Annotated in this window: 19 protein-coding genes; 11 read left to right on the top strand and 8 right to left on the bottom strand. The window is 72.2% G+C overall.

Translation table 11 applies throughout. The features are described from left to right. The first annotated feature begins 77 nt into the window (after nt 1–77). The 4 genes from AC3WRT_RS16615 (at nt 78) to AC3WRT_RS16600 (ending at nt 4,732) form a co-directional block, all read left to right on the top strand. Entirely contained in the window at nt 78–587 is a 510-nt protein-coding gene (locus AC3WRT_RS16615) for a 2Fe-2S iron-sulfur cluster-binding protein (RefSeq protein ID WP_492723881.1), read from the top strand. Then, nucleotides 584–1,624: an FAD binding domain-containing protein gene (locus AC3WRT_RS16610; RefSeq protein WP_492723879.1), complete on the top strand. Its 1,041-nt coding sequence runs from the start codon at nt 584–586 to the stop codon at nt 1,622–1,624. The genes AC3WRT_RS16615 and AC3WRT_RS16610 overlap by 4 nt, the downstream gene beginning before the upstream one ends. Further along, complete coding sequence (locus tag AC3WRT_RS16605) at nt 1,621–3,798, top strand: xanthine dehydrogenase family protein molybdopterin-binding subunit (protein WP_492723877.1); 2,178 nt, start codon at nt 1,621–1,623, stop codon at nt 3,796–3,798. Before AC3WRT_RS16610 ends, AC3WRT_RS16605 begins: the two co-directional genes overlap by 4 nt. Nucleotides 3,799–3,862: 64 nt before the next feature. Beyond that, on the top strand, nt 3,863–4,732 hold the full coding sequence (locus AC3WRT_RS16600) for a DUF429 domain-containing protein (protein WP_492723875.1): 870 nt from the start codon (nt 3,863–3,865) through the stop codon (nt 4,730–4,732). 82 nt (nt 4,733–4,814) lie between these two features. On the opposite strand, the gene AC3WRT_RS16595 is transcribed toward AC3WRT_RS16600, so the two are convergent. Next, complete coding sequence (locus AC3WRT_RS16595; protein ID WP_492723873.1) at nt 4,815–5,930, bottom strand: SGNH/GDSL hydrolase family protein; 1,116 nt, start codon at nt 5,928–5,930, stop codon at nt 4,815–4,817. A 19-nt stretch (nt 5,931–5,949) separates the two neighbouring features. Here AC3WRT_RS16595 and AC3WRT_RS16590 point away from each other — a divergent pair, with 19 nt between their 5' ends. Then, nucleotides 5,950–6,111 (top strand): hypothetical protein, encoded by a 162-nt coding sequence (locus tag AC3WRT_RS16590; RefSeq protein ID WP_492723871.1) that lies wholly within the window; start codon nt 5,950–5,952, stop codon nt 6,109–6,111. 51 nt (nt 6,112–6,162) lie between these two features. Then, the gene (locus AC3WRT_RS16585) at nt 6,163–6,960 is read left to right on the top strand and encodes a hypothetical protein (RefSeq protein ID WP_492723869.1); all 798 of its coding nucleotides are present in this window, start codon (nt 6,163–6,165) and stop codon (nt 6,958–6,960) included. A 104-nt stretch (nt 6,961–7,064) separates the two neighbouring features. On the opposite strand, the gene AC3WRT_RS16580 is transcribed toward AC3WRT_RS16585, so the two are convergent. From AC3WRT_RS16580 to AC3WRT_RS16570, 3 genes are read right to left on the bottom strand one after another with little or no spacing between them, the layout of a single operon-like run. Next, nucleotides 7,065–7,976, bottom strand: a complete 912-nt coding sequence (locus AC3WRT_RS16580; RefSeq protein ID WP_492723867.1) for an alpha/beta fold hydrolase — start codon at nt 7,974–7,976, stop codon at nt 7,065–7,067. Further along, entirely contained in the window at nt 7,973–9,211 is a 1,239-nt protein-coding gene (locus tag AC3WRT_RS16575) for an RNA polymerase sigma factor (RefSeq protein WP_492723866.1), read from the bottom strand. The genes AC3WRT_RS16580 and AC3WRT_RS16575 overlap by 4 nt, the downstream gene beginning before the upstream one ends. 3 nt (nt 9,212–9,214) lie before the next feature. Then, nucleotides 9,215–9,610: a YciI family protein gene (locus AC3WRT_RS16570; RefSeq protein WP_492723864.1), complete on the bottom strand. Its 396-nt coding sequence runs from the start codon at nt 9,608–9,610 to the stop codon at nt 9,215–9,217. Between the two features lie 139 nt (nt 9,611–9,749). Between AC3WRT_RS16570 and AC3WRT_RS16565 the strand changes: the two genes are divergently transcribed. Both AC3WRT_RS16565 and AC3WRT_RS16560 read left to right on the top strand, forming a co-directional pair. Then, nucleotides 9,750–10,886, top strand: a complete 1,137-nt coding sequence (locus AC3WRT_RS16565) for a glycoside hydrolase family 76 protein (RefSeq protein WP_492723862.1) — start codon at nt 9,750–9,752, stop codon at nt 10,884–10,886. A 20-nt stretch (nt 10,887–10,906) separates the two neighbouring features. Continuing rightward, complete coding sequence (locus AC3WRT_RS16560; RefSeq protein ID WP_492723860.1) at nt 10,907–11,983, top strand: alpha/beta hydrolase family protein; 1,077 nt, start codon at nt 10,907–10,909, stop codon at nt 11,981–11,983. Between the two features lie 157 nt (nt 11,984–12,140). On the opposite strand, the gene AC3WRT_RS16555 is transcribed toward AC3WRT_RS16560, so the two are convergent. Next, nucleotides 12,141–13,475, bottom strand: coding sequence for a C1 family peptidase (locus tag AC3WRT_RS16555; protein ID WP_492723858.1), 1,335 nt, complete (start codon nt 13,473–13,475; stop codon nt 12,141–12,143). A 128-nt stretch (nt 13,476–13,603) separates the two neighbouring features. Next, complete coding sequence (locus AC3WRT_RS16550) at nt 13,604–14,500, bottom strand: NAD(P)/FAD-dependent oxidoreductase (RefSeq protein WP_492723856.1); 897 nt, start codon at nt 14,498–14,500, stop codon at nt 13,604–13,606. 145 nt (nt 14,501–14,645) lie between these two features. Here AC3WRT_RS16550 and AC3WRT_RS16545 point away from each other — a divergent pair, with 145 nt between their 5' ends. Continuing rightward, on the top strand, nt 14,646–15,641 hold the full coding sequence (locus AC3WRT_RS16545) for an NAD-dependent epimerase/dehydratase family protein (RefSeq protein WP_492723854.1): 996 nt from the start codon (nt 14,646–14,648) through the stop codon (nt 15,639–15,641). Nucleotides 15,642–15,721: 80 nt separating this feature from the next. Here the strand turns inward: AC3WRT_RS16545 and AC3WRT_RS16540 are convergent, their stop codons facing one another. Then, nucleotides 15,722–16,198 carry an ATP-dependent zinc protease family protein gene (locus AC3WRT_RS16540; RefSeq protein WP_492723853.1) on the bottom strand — a complete coding sequence of 159 codons (477 nt, stop codon included), beginning with the start codon at nt 16,196–16,198 and terminating at the stop codon, nt 15,722–15,724. A 24-nt stretch (nt 16,199–16,222) separates the two neighbouring features. Here AC3WRT_RS16540 and AC3WRT_RS16535 point away from each other — a divergent pair, with 24 nt between their 5' ends. After that, the gene (locus tag AC3WRT_RS16535) at nt 16,223–17,416 is read left to right on the top strand and encodes a RimK family alpha-L-glutamate ligase (RefSeq protein WP_492723851.1); all 1,194 of its coding nucleotides are present in this window, start codon (nt 16,223–16,225) and stop codon (nt 17,414–17,416) included. Between the two features lie 44 nt (nt 17,417–17,460). Here AC3WRT_RS16535 and AC3WRT_RS16530 read toward each other — a convergent pair whose 3' ends face one another. Beyond that, nucleotides 17,461–17,766, bottom strand: a complete 306-nt coding sequence (locus AC3WRT_RS16530) for a Sec-independent protein translocase subunit TatA (RefSeq protein ID WP_492723849.1) — start codon at nt 17,764–17,766, stop codon at nt 17,461–17,463. Nucleotides 17,767–18,239: 473 nt separating this feature from the next. On the opposite strand from AC3WRT_RS16530, the gene AC3WRT_RS16525 reads away from it, so the two are divergent. After that, a complete protein-coding gene (locus tag AC3WRT_RS16525) occupies nt 18,240–19,136 on the top strand; it encodes a hypothetical protein (protein WP_492723848.1) in 897 nt (298 codons plus the stop codon). Nucleotides 19,137–19,190: the final 54 nt, after the last annotated feature.

The raw sequence follows: 19,190 nt of genomic DNA, 5'->3' as shown, positions 1-19,190 counted from the left end.
CGATCGCGCGCTGCCAAGTGGGTACGCGCCGACTGGTTGCCCCGTTCGGGGGCCCACAGCCCAGGACGGTGAGGCGCATGGAGTCCCGGATCACGCTCAACGTCGACGGACGGGCACGTGACGTCGTCGTCGACCACCGCACGAGCCTGCTCGACGCGCTACGCGACCGGCTCGGGGTGACCGCACCGAAGAAGGGCTGTGACCACGGCCAGTGCGGCTCGTGCACCGTGCTGCTGGGCGGGCGCCGCCACCTGTCGTGCCTGACCCTGGCTGTCGCCCAGGACGGTGCCGACGTCACGACCGCCGAGGGTCTTGGCGGCGGTGACGGCCGGCTGCACGCCGTGCAGGACGCCTTCCTCGCGCACGACGGCTACCAGTGCGGCTACTGCACACCGGGCCAGGTCTGCTCGGCAGTGGGCATGCTCGACGAGGTGAAGCAGGGCCACCCGAGCCACGTCACCGCCGACCTCACCGGCGACGTGGAGCTCAGCGACGACGAGATCCGTGAACGGATGAGCGGCAACCTCTGCCGGTGCGGCGCCTATCCCAACATCGTCGACGCGATCCGGGAAGGGGCGGGGACGTGAAGGCCTTCGTTCACGAGATGGCCCGCGACGCTGCCTCAGCGGTCGCCGCCGTCAGCGCCGACCCGGACGCCGCCTTCCTCGCAGGCGGCAGCAACCTCGTCGACCACCTCAAGCTCGGGGTCGCCACACCCAGCCGGCTCGTGGACGTCAGCCGGCTGCCGCTCGCGGAGGTCACCGAGCTGCCGGGCGCCGAGGACACCGGCACCGAGACCAGCACCGGCACGGGCACCGGCCTGCGGATCGGCGCGAACGTCCGCAACAGTGACCTCGCGGCGCACCCTGTCGTGCGGGAGCGGTATGCCGTGCTGTCCCGCGCGCTGCTCTCCGGCGCCTCGGGTCAGATCCGCAACCAGGCCACGACCGCCGGCAACCTGCTGCAGCGCACGCGCTGCGTCTACTTCCAGGACCTCAGCACGCCCTGCAACAAGCGGGAGCCGGGCACGGGGTGCTCGGCCGTCGACGGGTACGGCCGCTACAACGCGATCCTCGGGCACTCGCCGGACTGCGTGACCGTCCACCCCTCCGACCTGGCGGTCGCGATGGCGGCGCTCGACGCGACGGTCGTGGTGCTCGGCCCCGATGGCGAGCGCCGGCTCCCGTTCGAGGAGCTGCACCGCCTGCCGGGCGGCGAGCCGCAGCACGACACGACGCTCGCGCACGGCGAGCTGATCACCGCGGTCGAGCTGCCCCTGATCTCCGCCACCGCGGCCTCGACCTACTACAAGGCCCGCGACCGCGCCTCCTACGCCTTCGCCCTGGTCTCGGCGGCCATCGTGCTCGACCTCGACGGCGACCGCGTCGAGGACGTCCGCATCGCCTGGGGAGGGGTGGCCCACAAGCCCTGGCGCGCCAGACGCGCCGAGGAGGCGCTGCACGGTGGAGCCCTGACACCGGAGTCGATCCGGAAGTCCCTCGACACGGAGCTGGCCGCGGCGTCGCCGACGAGCGAGACGGCATACAAGATCCCGCTGGTGCGGCGGGTCACCACGATGCTGCTCCACCAGCTCGCCAGCACCGCGGGGGAGGCGAGCGCATGACCGCGCAACCGACGGACCACGGGCAGCTCGACGCGGTCGCGATGGGCTCGCGGGTGGCTCGGGTCGAGGGGCCGCTCAAGGTGCGTGGTGCCGCGACCTACGCTGCCGAGGTGCCCGCCGAGGACGCGCTGCACCTCCACATCGTCGGCTCGACCATCGCCAAGGGCACGATCAGCTCGATCGGGACGTCAGCGGCGCTGGCCCACGACGGGGTCGTCGCCGTGATCGACCACACGAACGCGCCACGCCTCGAGCCCGGCGAGAACGCCGAGCTCCAGGTGCTGCAGACGCCCCACGTGGCGTTCCACGGGCAGGTCGTCGCGGTCATCGCCGCCACGTCGCCCGAGGCCGCCCGCGAGGGGGCGCGACTGGTCCGCGTCGACTACGACGTCGAGGAGCACCGGGCGGAGCTGCGCGCCGGCGACCCGGCCGCGTACAAGCCGGACCAGGTCAACCCGGCCCTGCCGACCGACACGAGCACCGGTCGGATGGAGCTCGCGCTGGAGGCGGCCGTCGTGGTCGTCGACGAGACCTACACGACCCCGTTCGAGCACAACAACCCCATGGAGCCGCATGCGACGACGGCCCGATGGGCGCCCGATGATGCACCTCTCGACGAGGGCGAGCCACGGCTGGTCCTCGACGCGTCGACGCAGAGCGTCCACGGCGTGGTCGCCGACCTCGCGCCGGTCCTGGGCCTCGAGCCGGAGGAGATGCGCGTCCGATCCGTCTACGTCGGAGGCGGATTCGGCAGCAAAGGTATGCCGCATGCTCACGACGCCGTCGCCGCGCTCGCCGCGCGGGCCCTTCCCGGGCGCACCGTTCGGCTGGCGCTGACGCGGCAGCAGATGTTCGCGCTCGCCGGCTACCGCACGGCGACGATCCAGCGCTTCCAGCTCGCCGCCGAGGCCGATGGCACGCTGCTGGGGATCAACCACGAGGTGCTCGAACAGACTTCTGCCATCAAAGAGTTCGCCGAGCAGACGGCCATCGCGACGCGACACCTGTATGCCGCGCCGAACCGGCACACGAGCCACCGTCTGGTGAGTCTCGACGTCGCCGTGCCGTCGTGGATGCGCGCGCCGGGCGAGATGCCAGGCATGGCCGCACACGAGATCGCCATGGACGAGCTCGCCGTGGCGTGTGACATCGATCCGATCGAGCTGCGGATCCGCAACGAGCCGGAGGTCGATCCCGACACCGGCCTGTCGTTCAGCCATCGCAAGCTCGTCGAGTGCCTGCGGACCGGGGCGGAGCGCTTCGGGTGGGCGGAGCGCGAGCGCCGTCCCGGCACCCGGCTCGAGGGCGACTGGCTCGTCGGGATGGGCGTCGCGGCGGCGACCTACCCCTACTACCGGCGACCCGTCAACGAGGCGCGCATCGAGGCACTGGAGGGCGGTCGCTACGCCGTCGACATCGGCGCGGCCGACATCGGCACCGGGGCGATGACCGTGCTGGGCCAGATCGCGGCGGACGCCCTCGGCGTCCGGTTCGAGGACGTCGACGTACACCTCGGCGACAGTGCTCTGCCCCAGGCGTCGGTGGCCGGCGGCTCTGCCGGCACGGCGTCGTGGGGAACGGCCATCGTCGGCGCGGCTCGGACCTTCCGCCGCGAGCACGGCGCCGCGCCGGCTGTCGGCGACGTCAGCCAGGACGGACCACCGGACACCCCGGGGATGGAGACCCACTCGCTGCACTCGTTCGGCGCCCACTTCGTCGAGCTCGGCGTCAACGTGTGGACCGGTGAGCCGCGGCTGCGGCGGATGCTCGGCGTCTTCTCCGCCGGGCGCATCGTCAACCCGAGCACGGCTCGCTCGCAGTTCATCGGCGGCATGATCATGGGCGTGGGCGCCGCGCTGCTCGAGGAGTCCGTGCGTGACCCGCGCTTCGGCCACGTGGTGACCCAGGACCTCGCGACCTACCACATCGCCTCGCACGCCGACGTGCCGAACATCGACGCGATCTGGCTCGACGAGTCGGATGCTCTTGCCAATCCGATGGGTGCTCGCGGCATCGGCGAGATCGGTATCGTCGGGTCGCCCGCCGCCGTTGCGAACGCCGCCTGGCACGCGACCGGCATCCGCGTGCGCGACCTGCCGGTCACTCCCGATCGCCTGCTCGACCTGCCCGACCACCTGCCCGCGCTGGCCGGCCACCCAGCCCGGCACGCCTGAGCCACCCGGGCGACGGACGCGGCTCGCCTGACGAGGGGCCGCCGCCATGCGGTTGGGTGGTCCCATGGACACCGAGCACTGGCATGACCGGATCCGGGTGTTCGCTGCCGAGATCGAGCGGGAGGTGCGCGACGATGCGGCGGCAGAGGCGGTGGGCGCCCTGCGCCGCCTCGCCGACGCCCTCGAGGCCGGTGCTGAGTTTCGCCGTTCGGGCCTGACAGGGCGACCGGCTCCGGTCGAGGTCCTCGCTCCGGTGCTCGGCGTGGACGGCTGCTCGGCCGGCTGGGTCGGCGCGCTGCTCGAGCCCGGAGCGCCGCGGCCACGGATCGTGGTGGCGCCGATGGTCGGGGAGCTGGTCGCCATGGTGCGGGAGTCGACCGGCATCCGCGTCGTCGGCATCGACATCCCGATCGGCTTGCCCGACAGCACGATCCGGCAGGCCGACGTCCTCGCCAGACAAGCCCTGCCGGGCAAGGCGTCGTCGATCTTCTCGACGCTGACCCGCTCGGCGTACGCAGCGGCGACCCGCCTCGAGGCCGACGCCGTCAACCGCGAGCTCGTCGGCCAGGGCGTCGGAGCGCAGGCCTTCGCGCTTCGGGGCAAGATCCTCGAGGTCGACGCCTGGCTAGGCACCCGACCGACCGTCACGGTGCTCGAGATCCACCCCGAGGTGTCCTTCGCGACGATGACGGGCGCTCCCATCGCGGCGAGCAAGAAGACCGAGGACGGCCGCGCCCAGCGCCTCGTGGCCCTGGCCGCCGCGGGGATCGCCCGCCCGTCCGTCCTCCAGGGCCAGGGGTATGCCGCCGACGACGTCCTCGACGCCTGCGCGGTCGCGTGGTCGGCTGCCCGCCACGCCGCGGGCCTCGCGCGCTCGATGCCCGACCCGCCGGAGCTCTTCTCCGACGGCATCCCGGCCGCCATCTGGGCCTGAGCCCCACCCGCGCCACGACGCGAACGAGGTATGTCGTCGGGGTGGGGGGCGACGGCATACCTCGAGTCGGGGGTGCCGGGAGTCAGCCGGTGACGGCGGCCCGCAGGGCTCCGGCGGTGGCGTCCCAGCCGGGCTGCGTCGGATGGACGAACTCGGCGACGTCGCGGCCGGGAGTGCCGACGGGGACGAGCCAGGCCTTCGAGTTGTCCGCCACGGTGCGGGGGTCGAGGCCGTGCACGCGGCCGCCCCACGCCGCCTTGACGGTGTCGACGAAGTGGTAGTTGTCGGCGCCCGGCTCGGCGTTGAGCTCGGCGTTGAGCTCGGCGATGCCGCGGGCCTGCAGGTCGTCGCCGAGGCGCTGCAGGTTGTTGAGGGCCTTACCCGCGTCGTAGACGGGCGCGACCCCCGGGATGCCGTAGCTCTCGGTGTTGATCAGGTACGGGTAGCTGAGCAGGTAGACCTGCGCGTGGCCGCCGGAGCGGGCCTCGACGGCGCGCAGGGCGTCCTTGGTGCGCTCGACCATCTCGGGCGCCTTGGCCGTGGCCGCCTCGAGCGACTGGCGGCAGCTCGACGGATCGCGCACGGTCAGGCAGTTGACGACGATCGTGGAGAAGCCGATGTCGTTGCCCCCGATCGTCACGAACACGAGGTCGGTGTCGGGGGTGACGGAGTCGATCTGCGCCCGCGTGACGAGCTGGCACGAGACGGTGCCGGTGTAGAGGTCATTGACGCCCGCACCCGCGACGAACGTGTAGGTGTAGGAGAAGTCGGGCTGGGCCGTCACGCCGCACAGGCGCGCGGTCTGCGCCCGCCGCAGCCACTCGGCCTTCTGGTCGGGGTAGCGCACGGGGTCGATCGAGTAGGTCGCCGTCTTGGTGGAGGCGTTCCCGAGCTTCCGCGGCTGCAGGATGTCGGCGACGACGCCTCCGCTGCACGCGGCGTCGGTGTAGGTGTAGGTGGCGCCGATCGAGGCCGCGACCTGCGACCCGTAGTTGTCCGGCGAGCGGTAGCAGTCGCGCTCCTCGTAGCTCCCGGTGCCGTTGCCGGCCGAGTAGGAGTCGCCGAGCTGGACGATGTGCGGCCTGCTGGTGGCCGCCGCGGACGGAGCGCCCGACGTCAGGGCAGCCGTCGCACCGAGCGCTGCCACCAGGGCGACGGCGCTGCGGGCGAGGCGGCTGGTGCGCGAGGAACGGGGCACGGCGGGACTCCTTCGTCCGGTGACGGTCTCGCAGGAGAACGAGGCCGCCACTCCAGAGGTCACGCGCGCGCCCTTCGAGCGCCACTTCCAGGCATGGTGGGCGCCGACCGGCGTTGTTGATGACGACGTCGAGCCGGCCGATGGTCACGCTTCAGACACGCTCGTGGCGAAGTGGGGCTAGGGAGCCCGGTCCGGGAAAGCGGGCGCCGTGGGTGGCTATACCCTTCGCCTCATGCCTCGCCGCCTGCGCCGATCCGGCGCCCTCCTCTCTGTCCCCGTTGCCATCCTGCTGGCCTCGTGCACCTCCGGTCAGCCGACCTCCGCGGGACAGACCAACGTGCCGGCCAGCACGACCGCGACGTCGAGCACGACGTCCAGCGCAGCAACGACGACGACAACCCCGAGCGCGACCCCAACCACGACGCCTCCGGTCGCGGCAGCCCCCAAGCGCTCCAAGGCTTCGCTCGAGAAGGCCCTGCTGGCGATCGACGACCTGCCCCCCGGCTACTCCGTCGAGCCGGCCGACAAGGCCGACAAGGGAGGCCCGGCCATCTCGTCCAAGGACCCAAAGTGCCGGGCGCTCGTCACCATCATGAACGCCGACAGCGCGCCCGGCGCCCTCGCCACCGCCTCGACGTCGTTCTCCGGAGGGCAGGACGGCCCCTGGGTCGACGAGCAGCTCGCCGCCATGGGCAGCGCCGCTCGTGTCGCGACGTTCCACGACGAGGTCCGCGCGGCCGTGAAGAGCTGCGCCAAGGTGAAGCTGCGCCTCCCGGAGGGCACCTCGACCATGACGGTCCGCACCGTCAAGGCCCCCGACGTGGGCCAGGACGCCGTCGCCTTCCGGATCTCGGCCCAGGGCGGCGTGCTCGACGGCTTCGAGTCGACGCAGGTGGCGACCGGAGTCGACGACGTCGAGCTGATGCTGAGCTTCCTCGGCGCCTACCCCGAGGACATCGAGGGTGGCACCCAGGCCGCGCAGGAGAAGGCCAAGGAGAAGCTCGGGGTCAAGGAATCCAGCTCCAGCTGACGGCTCCCCGCCTCTTGGAGGACCAAGGAGCCGGGTCGAGGTGATGCCGCCATCGACGTGGCTCCCGTCACCACCTCGAACGGGCATAGGCCACACAGCGGGGCTCAGGAGCGGCGCGCCGTCCGGGCCAGCCAGGTGAGGGCGTCCTCGGAGGTGCCCAGCACCGAGATGTGGCCGTCGCCGGGCTGGAGCCGCAGCTCCGCGTCAGGAATCGCGCTCGCGAGCCACCGGCCGTGCGACGCCGGCACGATGCGGTCGGCGCCGCCGTGGACGACGAGGGTCGGCGCCGTGATGTCGAGCGGGTCGACGCCCCAGTCGGAGACGTACGCGAGGTCGTCGTCGATCAGGGCTGCCGGTCCGGCGGCCAGTGCCGGGCCGGCGACCGAGCCGAGCCAGCCCCACCGGCCCGCGAACGCCGCCTCGTCCGCCTCGATGAAGCCGGCGTCGGCCTCGGCCGCAGCGGACGACGACTCGTAGGCCTCCTTGGCCTCACGTCCAGCCGCGGCCGCTCGCAACGACACCTCGCCACCCGACGCCATGCCGGCGAACCAGTCCAGCCCCGGCGCGCCGAACGGAGCAACTCCCGAGACGCTGACGACCGCGCGCACCCGGTCACCGAGCAGCGCGGCAGACGCGAACGCATGCGTCCCACCACCCGAATGACCCATGACCGCAAACGAACCCAGGCCGAGGTGGTCGGCCAGGGCGGTTACGTCTCGTGCGGCCGAGGCGATGTCGCGGCCCGGTCGCGCGGTCGACCCGCCGTAGCCGGGCCGGTCGTAGGAGACCCAGCGGATGCCGAGCCGTGCCGCCGCCCCGAAGAGCGGTCGCGGCGGCGCGCCGATGTTGGGGGTGCCGTGGTGCCACACGACGACGAGGGGCTCGACGTCGGAGCGCTCACTCAGCACGCCGGTGTCGTAGACGTGCAGCACGTGCCCGTCGCCGCGGTCGACGTCACTCTCGGTCACGGCGAACGTCGAGGTGTCGATTACAGGGTCACCCACATGGTCGCTCACAGGGCTTCGGCCTTCCGTCGGAGGTGGTCCTGCTCGGGGATGCTGGTCGTGAGGCGGGACGCGAGCAGGTAGCTCGCCCGCGCGGCGTCGGCGTCTCCCGACATCTCCAGCAGGTGCGCCCGCACGGCGTGCAGGCGGTGGTGCCGGGCGAGGCGCTTGTCCTGCTCGAGGTCGTCCAGCACGGCGAGCCCGGCGGCCGGCCCCTCGACCATCGCCAGGGCGACGGCGCGGTTGAGCGTCACCACCGGCCCGGGCGCCAGCTGATCGAGCAGCCCGTAGAGCGCGAGCACCTGCTCCCAGTCGGTCTCGGCCGACGACGGCGCCTCGTCATGCACCGCCGCGATCGCCGCCTGCACCTGGTAGGGCCCCAGGCGCGTCCGCGTCAGGGCACCGGTCACGAGGGCGACGCCCTCCTGGATGTATGCCGTGTCCCACCGTGAGCGGTCCTGCCCGGCGAGCGGCACGAGCTCTCCCGCGTCGTTCGTACGAGCCGGGCGCCGCGCCTCGGTCAGCAGCATCAGGGCGAGCAGGCCGGCGACCTCGCCGTCGTCGGGAAGCAGGGCGTGCACCTGCCGCGTCAGACGGATCGCCTCTGACGTCAGGTCGATTCGGTGCAGGACGTCGCCACTGGTGGCTGTGTGTCCTTCCGTGAAGACGAGGTAGAGGACGTGCAGGACCTCCCGCAGCCGCTGGGGCACGTCGTCGGGTGGTGGCATCCGGAACTCGGCGCCGGAGTCGCGTATCCGCTGCTTGGCGCGACTGATCCGCTGCGCCATCGTCGCCTCGGGCACGAGGAAGGCGTGAGCGATCTGCGCGGTCGTCAGGCCGCCGACGGCCCTGAGCGTCAAGGCGATCCGTGCCGCAGGGGAAAGCGCAGGGTGGCAGCAGAGAAGGAGGAGCGTCAGGGTGTCGTCGTGGTCACCCGACCCGACGGCATACGGCGCTGGGGCGAGCTGGTCGTCAGCGGGAACCCTTGTCGCGTCGGCAAGCTCGCGCCGCACCCGCGCCTCGTCGCTGCGCAGACCGTCGATGAGCCGACGCGATCCGACCCGGATCAACCACGCCTTGGGGTCCTCGGGCACGCCCTCCTCCGGCCACTGGGCGGCCGCGGCGAGCAACGCCTCCTGGGCGGCCTCCTCGGCGCGGTCGAAGTCGCGGTAGCGGCGCACGAGCGCCCCGATGACCTGCGGCGTCACGCTGCGCCACAGGTCGTCGGTCACGATGGATTCGCCCACGGCTCAGAGGTCCTCGACCGAGCCGCCCATGAGTGGCCGCACCTCGACGGCGGCGAACCGGGCGTCGGGGAAGCGCCCGGCGATCTCCTCGGCGCGCTCGGGCGTCGCACAGTCGACGACGAAGTAGCCCGCCATTTGTTCCTTCGACTCGACGAACGGCCCGTCGGTGACGACGCTCTCACCGTCCCGCACCCGCACACTGCGCGCGGTCAGCGGGTCCGCGAGCGCCTGAGCGGTCACGAGCTCGCCCGACTCGGTGATCTCGCCCATCAGCTCCTCGAAGTCGCGAAGCAGGCGCGCCCGCCCGTCGTCGGGCATCGCCGCCGCCTCGCGAGTGCGCAGGAAGATCGGGTGCCCCCACGTCTGCGGGTTGCTCCAGATCATCAGCAGGTACTTCACGTCGACTCCTTCGTCCGCAGCGCCGGGACGGAACCGTCCCCGTCCGTCAGGGAGACGTCGGAACGGTGACCGCGATCTCGACACGATCTCGACCCTTCCACAGTCAGGTCACCTGCGGCGTGCGCGGTAGCGTCGGCGCGTGTCCGCCGACGACCTCCCGACCCGCCCCGCGACCGCCCTCGACGAGCGGGCCGCCGAGGCCGAGCGGTCAGTCACGGCGCTGTTCGCCGGCTCCCTGGGGCGTATGCCGCGGACGCACCTCGCGGGGATCGTGCACCCCCCACCGGCCGGGTCTCGGACCTTCGGCGGGCTTGGCGGCACATGGCACTACTGGTGGCAGGCGCACTACCTCGACGCGATCGTCGACGCGGGCCTCCGGGCGCTGCGCACCGGCGACCCGGCAGGCGCGGAGCAACACGCGGCTCGCGGGGACCGGCTGCTCTCGACGATCCGGCTGCGCAACCGGGTGCGCTGGGTCAACGACTTCTACGACGACATGGCGTGGCTCGCCCTCGCCTCGGGCCGACTCCAGGACCTCCATGACGAGACCGGGCGCACGGCCAGGCGCCGGCGCCTCCGCTCAGCCAGCCGGCAGCTCACCGCCCAGCTCCGCTCCGCGCACACGGACGACCTCGGCGGCGGCCTCTTCTGGAGCCGGGACCGCGACTTCAAGAACAGCCCTGCCACGGGCCCGGCCGCCCTGCACCTCGCCCGTCTCGGCCAGGCCGACGAGGCCCGCCGGCTCGTCGACTGGCTCTACGCGCGCTTGTGGTCGGCGGAGAGCGGGCTCGTGCTGGACGGCATACGGCTGCAAGGAGGTGCTGAGGTGCTCGTCCCGGACGTCTGGTCCTACAACCAGGGCACGGTGCTCGGGGCGCTCCTGACGCTCGGTGACCCCGAGAGCCTCGGCCGGGCGGCTGCGCTGGTTGCGGCCGTCGAAGCCCGGCTGACGCTCGAGGTCGAGGGCACCCGAGTCCTGCGCACTCACGGCGGCGGTGACGGCGGGCTCTTCACTGGCATCCTCGTGCGCTACCTCGCCCTCGCTGCCCGCACGGCCGAGCTCGACGGCAAGGCGCGGGCGACCGCGCGACTGCTCGTCACCGACATGGCTGAAGCGCTGTGGGCCGGCCGCGGCGGCCTCGCCGTCGAGGGCCGCCGGAACCCGTCGGTCTTCCCGCTGGACCCGGGCGGTCGCGCGCCGGAGCCGCCCCTCGAGCTGTCGCCGCAGCTGCAGGCCTGGACCGTCCTCGAGGCCGCCGCCACCATCCTTGCCTGATCTCGGGTGAGACTGGAGGGGTGCGAACCTCCCGCGTTCTCCTCGCAGGGCTGACCGCCGGCCTGCTGCTCGGTGCCTGCACGGCCACCCCGAGCCCGCCCGAGGCCGGCAGCGCCGGGTCGCGGACGGCATACGCAAGCACGACCGCAGCCCCGTCCCCGGACAGCCCGTCGCCGACCACGCCGGTCCAGCCGGCGCCCTCGCCCAGCGCGACGAAGCCGGCGCCCGACCCGGCGTCCATCGAGGCGCTCATCGCGACCCGCTACGAGGGCGGCCACCTGAGGCTCGGGCCGGAGCGGGGCAGCACGAGCGCCTACCGGCAGTACTACGCGACCTACGAGAGCAACGGCCTGACGATCTCGGGACGCATCAACATCCCGCGCGGCAAGGGGCCGTTCCCGGCCGTCGTCCTCGCGCACGGCTACGTCGACCCGGCGGTCTACACGAACGGCGAGACGATGCTCCGCGAGCGCGAATACCTGGCCCGCAAGGGGTACGTGACGCTGCACATCGACTACCGCAACCACGCGCAGTCCGACCGCGACCCGCGCAACGACGCCAACCTCCGCGCCGGTTACACCGTGGACGCGATCAACGCAGCGCTGGCGCTCAAGAAGGCCGCCTACGTCGATCCCGACCGGCTCGCGCTGATCGGCCGGTCGATGGGTGGAGGGGTGGTCTACAACGCGCTGGTCGTACGCCCCGGGCTCTTCCGCGCGGCGGTGGCCTACGCGCCGGTGAGCTCCGACAGCGTCGACAACTTCGACAAGTGGGTTCGGCGCGACGCCTCGCGTTCCGGTGCGGCGCGCGTTGTCATCGGGCGGCTCGGCACCCCGGAGGCGAAACCGGCGGCGTGGGCGGCCGCGAGCCCGCGCACCTACTTCAGCCGCATCACCGAGCCGCTGCTCATCCACCACGGCACGGCCGACGAGGAGTGCCCGCTCTCGTGGTCGCGCGCCTCGGTAGCGGCGCTCGAGGCGAAGGGCAAGGACGTCGAGCTGCAGGTCTACCCCGGTGGACGTCACACCCTGACATCACCGCAGTGGGACACCTCGATCCGGCGCACCGAGGCCTTTCTCGCGAAGCACATGGCCTGAGGGGCTGCTCAGCGCCCGGGCAGCCCCAGCCGGCGGACGTATGCCGGCACGTCGGCATCCGTCGCCGGGCCGGGTGTCGCCGCGGCTGAGCTGCCGGTCCTCTTCATCGTCCAGATCCCGGTCAGTCCACCACGCCGGACCGCCCGGCGAGCGGGGATCAGCCGGCGAGGGCGCCCATCGGGTCCCAGGCGGGCAGCACGATCGGGTCCTGGCCCAGCGCCTCCTGCAGCTCGGCCGGCAGGGCGTCGCGGCGAACGGCCACCTCGAAGACGAACTCGGCGAACCAGCTGTCGTTCATCGTCATGAAGCCCTTGTCGCCCTTCTCGGTGCCCCAGCTGTTCTCGACGCGCCAACGACGGGGCACGTCGTCGAGCAGGTCGACGCCGGTGAAGAGCATCGCGTGGGTCATCATCGACTCGTGGTGCACGAGGCGGTCGGCCTTGCCCAGGGTCGGCTCGGTGCCGTAGACGGCGGCCAGGTCGTAGAGGCCGGCGTCCCAGAGACCGAGGTCGGCGTTGGACATCTGGCCCGTGTCGCAGCCGAACCACACCGGCTCGCCGCCGACGATCGCCTGTGCGGCAAGCGACTTCATCAGGTCGGCCTCGACGTTGAGGTAGGTCACGGGCAGGGCTCCGACGACGTTGCCGAGGTGCTCGACGGTGAAGGTGCGGCCGTAGGGGCTGCTCGTCCGCGGGTCGTTGACGAGGCAGACGTAGTCCTCGAGCGGGACGGTGACGTAGCGCTCGGCGAACTCGAGCGGCGTCATGGTGCCGTCGCGGTGGAAGCCGCCGTCGGTGTCCTTCCACTGCCAGACGAACGACTCGGGTGGCGTGCCGAGGTGGATGCAGAGCAGGCGGTGGATCGAGGCGAGCACCTGCTCCTTGGCCTCCCGCAGGTCCTCGACCTCAGACCCGTCGGCGGCCTGGGCCCGCAGGTCACGGGCCGCCTGGCGCAGGATCGTGCTGAGGTCGCGGTTCATCCGGCCGGTGTTGCTCGAGCTCTTCGTCTCGGGCATAGCGACCTTGGGCACGAGGCCGTGCTTGACGACGAGCGCGACGAACATGTTCCACTGCCCACCGTCCTCGGCCGGCGTGGCGAGCAGGTGCGCGACCGTGCGGTCGTCGACGTCGCGCTCGGCCGTCGCGATGACCGACTCGAGCCAGTGGTTGGCCTTCTCGAACTTGTCCCAGAAGAGCAGGTGGTTCTGCGAGAACTCGAAGTCCTTGACGCCCAGCTTCTCCCGCGCCCCCGCACGCAGCAGGTTGGTGCCGGCGAAGAGCCAGCAGCGCCCGCTCTTCTCCTGCGACGTCGCGGCCCAGTCGTCGAGCAGGTGCGACACGGAGTGGTCGATGCTCGTCACGACCCTGCGGTCGAGCGCGATGTCGTCGACCGAGGTCGTCGTCACGGCGTTCTGCAGCATCCGGGCGGTGGGATCGGCCTCGAACGCCTTGGTGAGGCGCTCGAGGAGGTCAGGGGCTAGGTCGCGCGGCATGGCCACTCCTTCGAGCTGCTGGGATCCCCCGCATCGTATGCCCGGTCGTTCCTCCACGGCCCACCCGGACGTCACGCTTTGGCCGTGACCACGGCGGGCGGTCCGCGCACGAGGGGCTCACCGCACCGTCAGGCGGAGTTCAGCACGGCGATCGCCGACGTGGCGGCGATCTGACCCGCGGCCGCCGCGGCGATGACCGAGGCCATCGGCAGGTGGTACGCGGGCAGGTGAGCCATGTCGCCGGCGCAGAAGACGCGCTCCCGGCTCGACCGACCGAACTCGTCCACCCTCACGCACCCGGACGTGTTGAGCTCGAGATCGAGCTGGTCGGCGAAGGGCGAGGACTGCCGCAGCTCCGGCTTCACGAAGAGTCCCGCAACCTGCTCGCGCACCTGCTCGCCGTCCGCACCCTCGAGCACCACGCATACGCCCCCGTCGTGCTCCTCCACGGCGATGACCCGTTCCGACCGCACCTTCGGACGGTCGCACCACTCCTGGGGGAGCTCGGCTCCCTCCGTCAGGACGAGCAGGTCGGAGGCGATGGGGCGCAGCATGTCGCACATGTGCTCGGCCACGCCGGCGCCCAGGATCGCGACGCGCTGACCGGTGAGCTCGTGCCCGTGGCAGAACGGGCAGTGCGCGACGAGGCCGCCCCACAGCTCGCCGAGCCCGGGGATCGAGGGCAGGTCGTCGCGCACCCCCGTGGCGAGGATCAGGGCCGTGGCGGTGACGGCGGAGTCGTCGGCCAGTCCCAGGGTGAAGGTGCCGTCGGCCTCCTCGACGGACAGGACGCGCTCCTTCCGCACGGCGATGGTGTCGTATGCCGTCAGCTGCCTGCGTGCGTCGGCCCGGAAGTCCGCCGGCGGGGTGCCGTCGCGCCCCACCACGTTGTTCATCTGGGCGGCGGTGGCATTGCGATACGTACCGTCGTCGAAGAGGACGGCGTCGCGGTGGACGCGACCGAGGGTGAGCGCGGCCTGCAGCCCCGCAGGGCCACCGCCGACGATGGCGATGTCGGTGTGCATGGCGTTTCCCTCACTGTGGTGCGGCGGCGTCTCGGACCTGTCCAGGCCCGACGATTACCCGGCGGCGCGCAGAAGCAACAAACGCCGGTTCCGTTCTGGGCGAACTGCTCTTGGCTCCGCGCCTCCTGACGGCAAGGATCGGCCCATGAGACTCCTCGTGCTCGGAGGCACCCACCACGTCGGTCGCGCGTTCGTCGAGGCGGCCCTGACCCGCGGCGACGAGGTCACCACCGTGACGCGCGGCGTGAGCGGCACACCCGTCGAGGGTGCGCAGCCGCGGCACGCGGACCGTCTGGATCCCGAAGCCCTACGCGCCGCGCTCGGGGACGACGAGTGGGACGCCGTCGTCGACACCTGGTCGGCGGCGCCGGTCGCGGTCCAGGCATCGGCCCGGCTGCTGCGCGGGCGCGCGGCGCACTACACCTACATCTCGTCGTGCTCGGTCTACACCTGGCCGATCGCGCCCGGCTCGGACGAGAGCGCACCGGTCGTCGAGGGCGACGCCTCGTCCACCGAGAGCTCCGACTATGCCGCTGCCAAGCGGGGCGGCGAGGTCGCCGTGCTCAGTGGTTTCGACGGCGACGTGGCGATCGCCCGCGCCGGTCTCATCCTCGGCCCCTACGAGATGGTCGGCCGTATGCCGTTCTGGCTCCGTCGGATTGCTGCGGGCGGGCGGGTGCCCGCGCCGGGTCCGTACGACCGACCGCTGCAGTACGTCGACGGCCGTGACATCGCGGACTGGGTGCTCGGGTCGCGCCCGGTCGGCACCTTCAACACGGTCAGCGAGCCGGGACACACGACGATCGGCGCGCTGCTCGACGAGGCGCGCACCGTCACGCAGAGCGACACGGAGCTGGTGTGGCTCGACCCGGCGACGGTCGAGGCGGCCTCGGTCGAGCCGTGGACACAGCTGCCGATCTGGGTGCCGCCGACCGGCGAGCTCGTGGGGCTGCACGCGCTCGACACCTCGGCGGCCCGGGCGGCCGGGCTGCGGTGCCGGCCGATGGCCGAAACGGTCGCCGACACGTGGTCCTGGCTGCAGCGCGAGGGGCTGCCGGAGCGGCCGACCAACCGTGGCGGAGGCCCCATGGACGCCGCCGACGAGGCCCGCCTGCTGACCCTCCACGACGCCAACGCCTGACGAATCGCTCTCTCGACCAGACAGATCGCTCTCGATCAAGGGCAACCGCCTTTGATCGAGAGAGCGATTCGCCGGCGCGGTCAGCGGCCGCGGTTGCGGCGGCGGACGTCCTTGGGCGGCTTGCCGCCGGCATACGACCGGGAGGGGTCGACGACGTAGCCCTGGCGCAGCGCCTCACGGCCGACGAGCATGCGAAAACCCATCCGGTCGCGCTTGCTCAGCGTCACCTCGGCGGGGACCGTGCGGCCGGCGAGCGCGAGATCGAGGCGCACCACGAGACGCCTGGTCACGTGGCCCGACGAGCTGCGCACGGTGCGGCGGTCGTGCACCGGGCACTCGACCGTGCGGGCGTTCTCGGAGGAGGCCTGCCACGGATGCACGGTGAAGCGGACCCAGGGCTGCCCGTCGCGCTCGAACTCCTCGACATCCTCCGCGTGGAGCGACGACGTGCGGGCGCCGGTGTCGATCTTGGCCTTGAGCCAGGGCAGCTCCAGCGCGGGCATACCGACCCACTCGCGCCACCCAACGGGGGTGCTTGAATAGGCCGGCCCAGACACCCGCCCATCTTGGCAGGACCCTGCATGAAACTCGCGATCCTCTCGCGCGCGCCGCGCGCGTACTCGACGCAGCGACTGCGCACCGCAGCGCTCGACCGCGGACACCAGGTGCGGGTGCTCGACACCCTCCGCTTCGCCATCGACCTGTCCGGGCCCGAGCCGGACCTGCAGTTCCGCGGGCGCCCGATCTCCGACTACGACGCGGTGCTGCCGCGCATCGGCAACTCGATCACCTACTTCGGCACCGCCGTCGTGCGCCAGTTCGAGCAGATGGACGTCTACACGCCCAACACGGCCAACGGCATCTCGAACGCCCGCGACAAGCTCCGCGCCGCGCAGATCCTCTCGCGTCACCAGATCGGTATGCCGGCAACGACCTTCGTGCGCAACCGCGCCGACGTGATGCCCGCCATCGAGCGCGTGGGCGGGGCCCCCGTCGTCATCAAGCTGCTCGAGGGCACGCAGGGCATCGGCGTCATCCTCGCGCCGGACATCAAGGTCGCCGAGGCGATCATCGAGACGCTGCACAGCACGAAGCAGAACGTCCTCATCCAGAGCTTCGTCACCGAGAGCAAGGGCCGTGACATCCGTGCCCTGGTCGTCGGCGACCGGGTCGTCGCCGCGATGCGACGCCGGGCCAGCGGCGACGAGTTCCGCTCCAACGTCCACCGTGGCGGCACGGTCGAGCCGGTGGAGCTGAGCGCGGAGTACGAGCAGGCGGCGGTGCGCTCCGCCCAGATCATGGGTCTGCGCGTCGCCGGCGTCGACATGCTCGAGGGCCACGACGGGCCCCTCGTCATGGAGGTCAACTCCTCCCCCGGGCTCGAGGGCATCGAGACGGCCACCAAGCTCGACGTCGCCGGCGCCATCGTCGACCACATCGCCGGCCAGGTGGCCTTCCCCGAAATCGATGTGCGCCAGCGGCTCACCGTCTCAACGGGATACGGCGTCGCCGAGCTCGTGGTCCACTCCGGCGCCGAGATCATCGGCAAGACGATCGGCGACTCGGGGCTCGAGGAGCACGACCTGCAGGTGCTCACCCTGCACCGGGGCACGAGCGTCATCCCGAACCCCCGCCGACGCGTCGTGCTCGAGGCGGAGGACCGCCTGCTGTGCTTCGGGCGCCTCGAGGAGATGCGCTCGATGATCCCCGAACGCCGCCGACGGCGTGCCAAGGTGCGCAGGCTGCCGAGCGAGCCCATTCACACGGTCGGCTGAGCGGACGCCGCTGGTCGGCTTTCGGTCCGTCCGGAGGCGGCGGGCTAGCGCGAGCCGCTCGCGTGCCTGCGGGCCTCGAGCTCGGTGCGGAGGCGCGCCACCTCTGCCTCGGCCGCGCGAGCGCGCTCGTCGGCCGTTTCGACGTCCTCACGGCGCCCGTCTGAGACCTGGGCCAGCGGGGCAACCGGCTGGTCCGAGTCGGGGGACGTCCGCATCTGGTCGACCTCGGACTTGAAGATGCGGGCGGAGCGCCCGAGGCTGCGTGCCATGTCCGGCATCCGCTTCCACCCGAAGAGGAGCACGACGGCGAGGGCGATGATGCTGAGCTCCGGCCACCCGAGATCTGCCACGGGAACCTCCTGACGATCGGCGGGTCCGGCGGCGGCCGGGCACACGCATGCTGAAGGCACACCGTAGGCGCCGCGGGTGGGAAAGGAGTGGGAAACCGCTGTGACTGACCGGGCGGCGACCCCCAGGACGAAGCGCGCTCATGAGGACGGGCTCAGGACGGTGGCTCATGACGACGCGGTGGACCCGCGAGGGCGCTGCCGCCAGCGCGTCGAGGTCGCGCTCGGCATACAACCGGTGCTGGCGACGGTCCAGCACGAGCTTCAACGCCGCGCCGAGCAGCGTGCGTGCGTGCTGCGTCGCTCATCGTTGTCGTCCTTCCTCGACTCCGGGCGCGCCCGTCGGATCCGCCACTCCGGATACCCGTGGGGGGGTACTTCGCATGCCGGGTGGGAGGGCGGCGTCGCCGTCGCTCATTTCCCTGAGGTGTGCCTAGTTCTCACGCATCGTCCCTGGGGCGCGCGAAGATGGGCGGATGACTGCCGACGCCGGTGCCGACGCGGCGCACCAGCTGCTCCTCGCCCACGCCGACCGCGCCCTGACCGGCCCGCTCGAGGACCCGGCGCTCCTCGCCGCCGTGGTCGGCATCGAGCGCCTGGTCGTCGCCACGGGGACGACCGAGGCACCGACCCTGCGCGCAGCACTCGAAGGCGAGCCGGTTGCCGGGACCGACCCGGGGCAGCTGGCTCGCCTGGTCGCCGAAGGCGAGCGTCACGTAGCGGCAGGGCTGCTGCGACGCGCCTCCGGGCAGGGTGCGGACGCCGGCGTCGTCAACCCGCACTCTGGCGGGTACGAGATCACGACCGATGCGACGCTCCTTCGCGCAGCGGTCCGGGCCGCACAGCGGTCGATCGACGCCATGCCGTACTACGGTGCTCGTTATGGCGAGCGCGGGTCGCGCTTCGCCACGACCGACTCGGCCTGGCTCGTCTCCCTCGCCCGACTCGGGGAGGATCGGGCCGTCCACCAGGTCGAGTGGCTCTCGCGGGTGCTGGCCGCCCGGGGCATGCCGAGCTGGCTGCTCGAGATCCACCTGGACGCACTCGTCGCCGAGGTGCGCACGGTGGCGGGCGCAGACACTGTGGGCGCGTTGCCGCAGGCGGCCCGACGCCTCGCCGATACTCGGCGGCGCCACGTGGATGACGACCTGATGGCCGCGGCGGACGTGTGGGTGGACGCAGCGATCGGCGACGCGGCCCCGGTACTGCGGACGGGGGCCCTCATGGCTGCTGCCGTGGCCGACCAGCAGTCGGGGGTGACCCGGGACGACAGCCCGCTGATGAGCTGGCTCACCGACCCGGCGCGGACCGACCCCGCTGCAGCAGCCGGGCTACGGGCCGTACGCGAGCGCATCATGGGCCGCGCTCACTGACCCGTCGGGAGCCGAATGGCGGGCCGTCGAAAACCTGCCGCGACCACGGCTTGA

This window comes from Terrabacter sp. FW104-15G4B, from assembly GCF_058790095.1.
Note: the sequence above shows the minus strand (reverse complement) of the source record. Positions and strands in the feature narration are given on the sequence as shown.

What these genes read in the sequence shown, in the direction of transcription:
- AC3WRT_RS16615 (WP_492723881.1), top strand. Translation starts at nt 78, where the DNA reads ATGGAGTCCCGGATCACGCTCAACGTCGACGGACGGGCACGTGACGTC.
- AC3WRT_RS16605 (WP_492723877.1), top strand. Translation starts at nt 1,621, where the DNA reads ATGACCGCGCAACCGACGGACCACGGGCAGCTCGACGCGGTCGCGATG.
- AC3WRT_RS16600 (WP_492723875.1), top strand. Translation starts at nt 3,863, where the DNA reads ATGGACACCGAGCACTGGCATGACCGGATCCGGGTGTTCGCTGCCGAG.
- AC3WRT_RS16585 (WP_492723869.1), top strand. Translation starts at nt 6,163, where the DNA reads ATGCCTCGCCGCCTGCGCCGATCCGGCGCCCTCCTCTCTGTCCCCGTT.
- AC3WRT_RS16555 (WP_492723858.1), bottom strand. Translation starts at nt 13,475, where the DNA reads ATGCCGCGCGACCTAGCCCCTGACCTCCTCGAGCGCCTCACCAAGGCG.
- AC3WRT_RS16550 (WP_492723856.1), bottom strand. Translation starts at nt 14,500, where the DNA reads ATGCACACCGACATCGCCATCGTCGGCGGTGGCCCTGCGGGGCTGCAG.
- AC3WRT_RS16545 (WP_492723854.1), top strand. Translation starts at nt 14,646, where the DNA reads ATGAGACTCCTCGTGCTCGGAGGCACCCACCACGTCGGTCGCGCGTTC.
- AC3WRT_RS16535 (WP_492723851.1), top strand. Translation starts at nt 16,223, where the DNA reads ATGAAACTCGCGATCCTCTCGCGCGCGCCGCGCGCGTACTCGACGCAG.
- AC3WRT_RS16525 (WP_492723848.1), top strand. Translation starts at nt 18,240, where the DNA reads ATGACTGCCGACGCCGGTGCCGACGCGGCGCACCAGCTGCTCCTCGCC.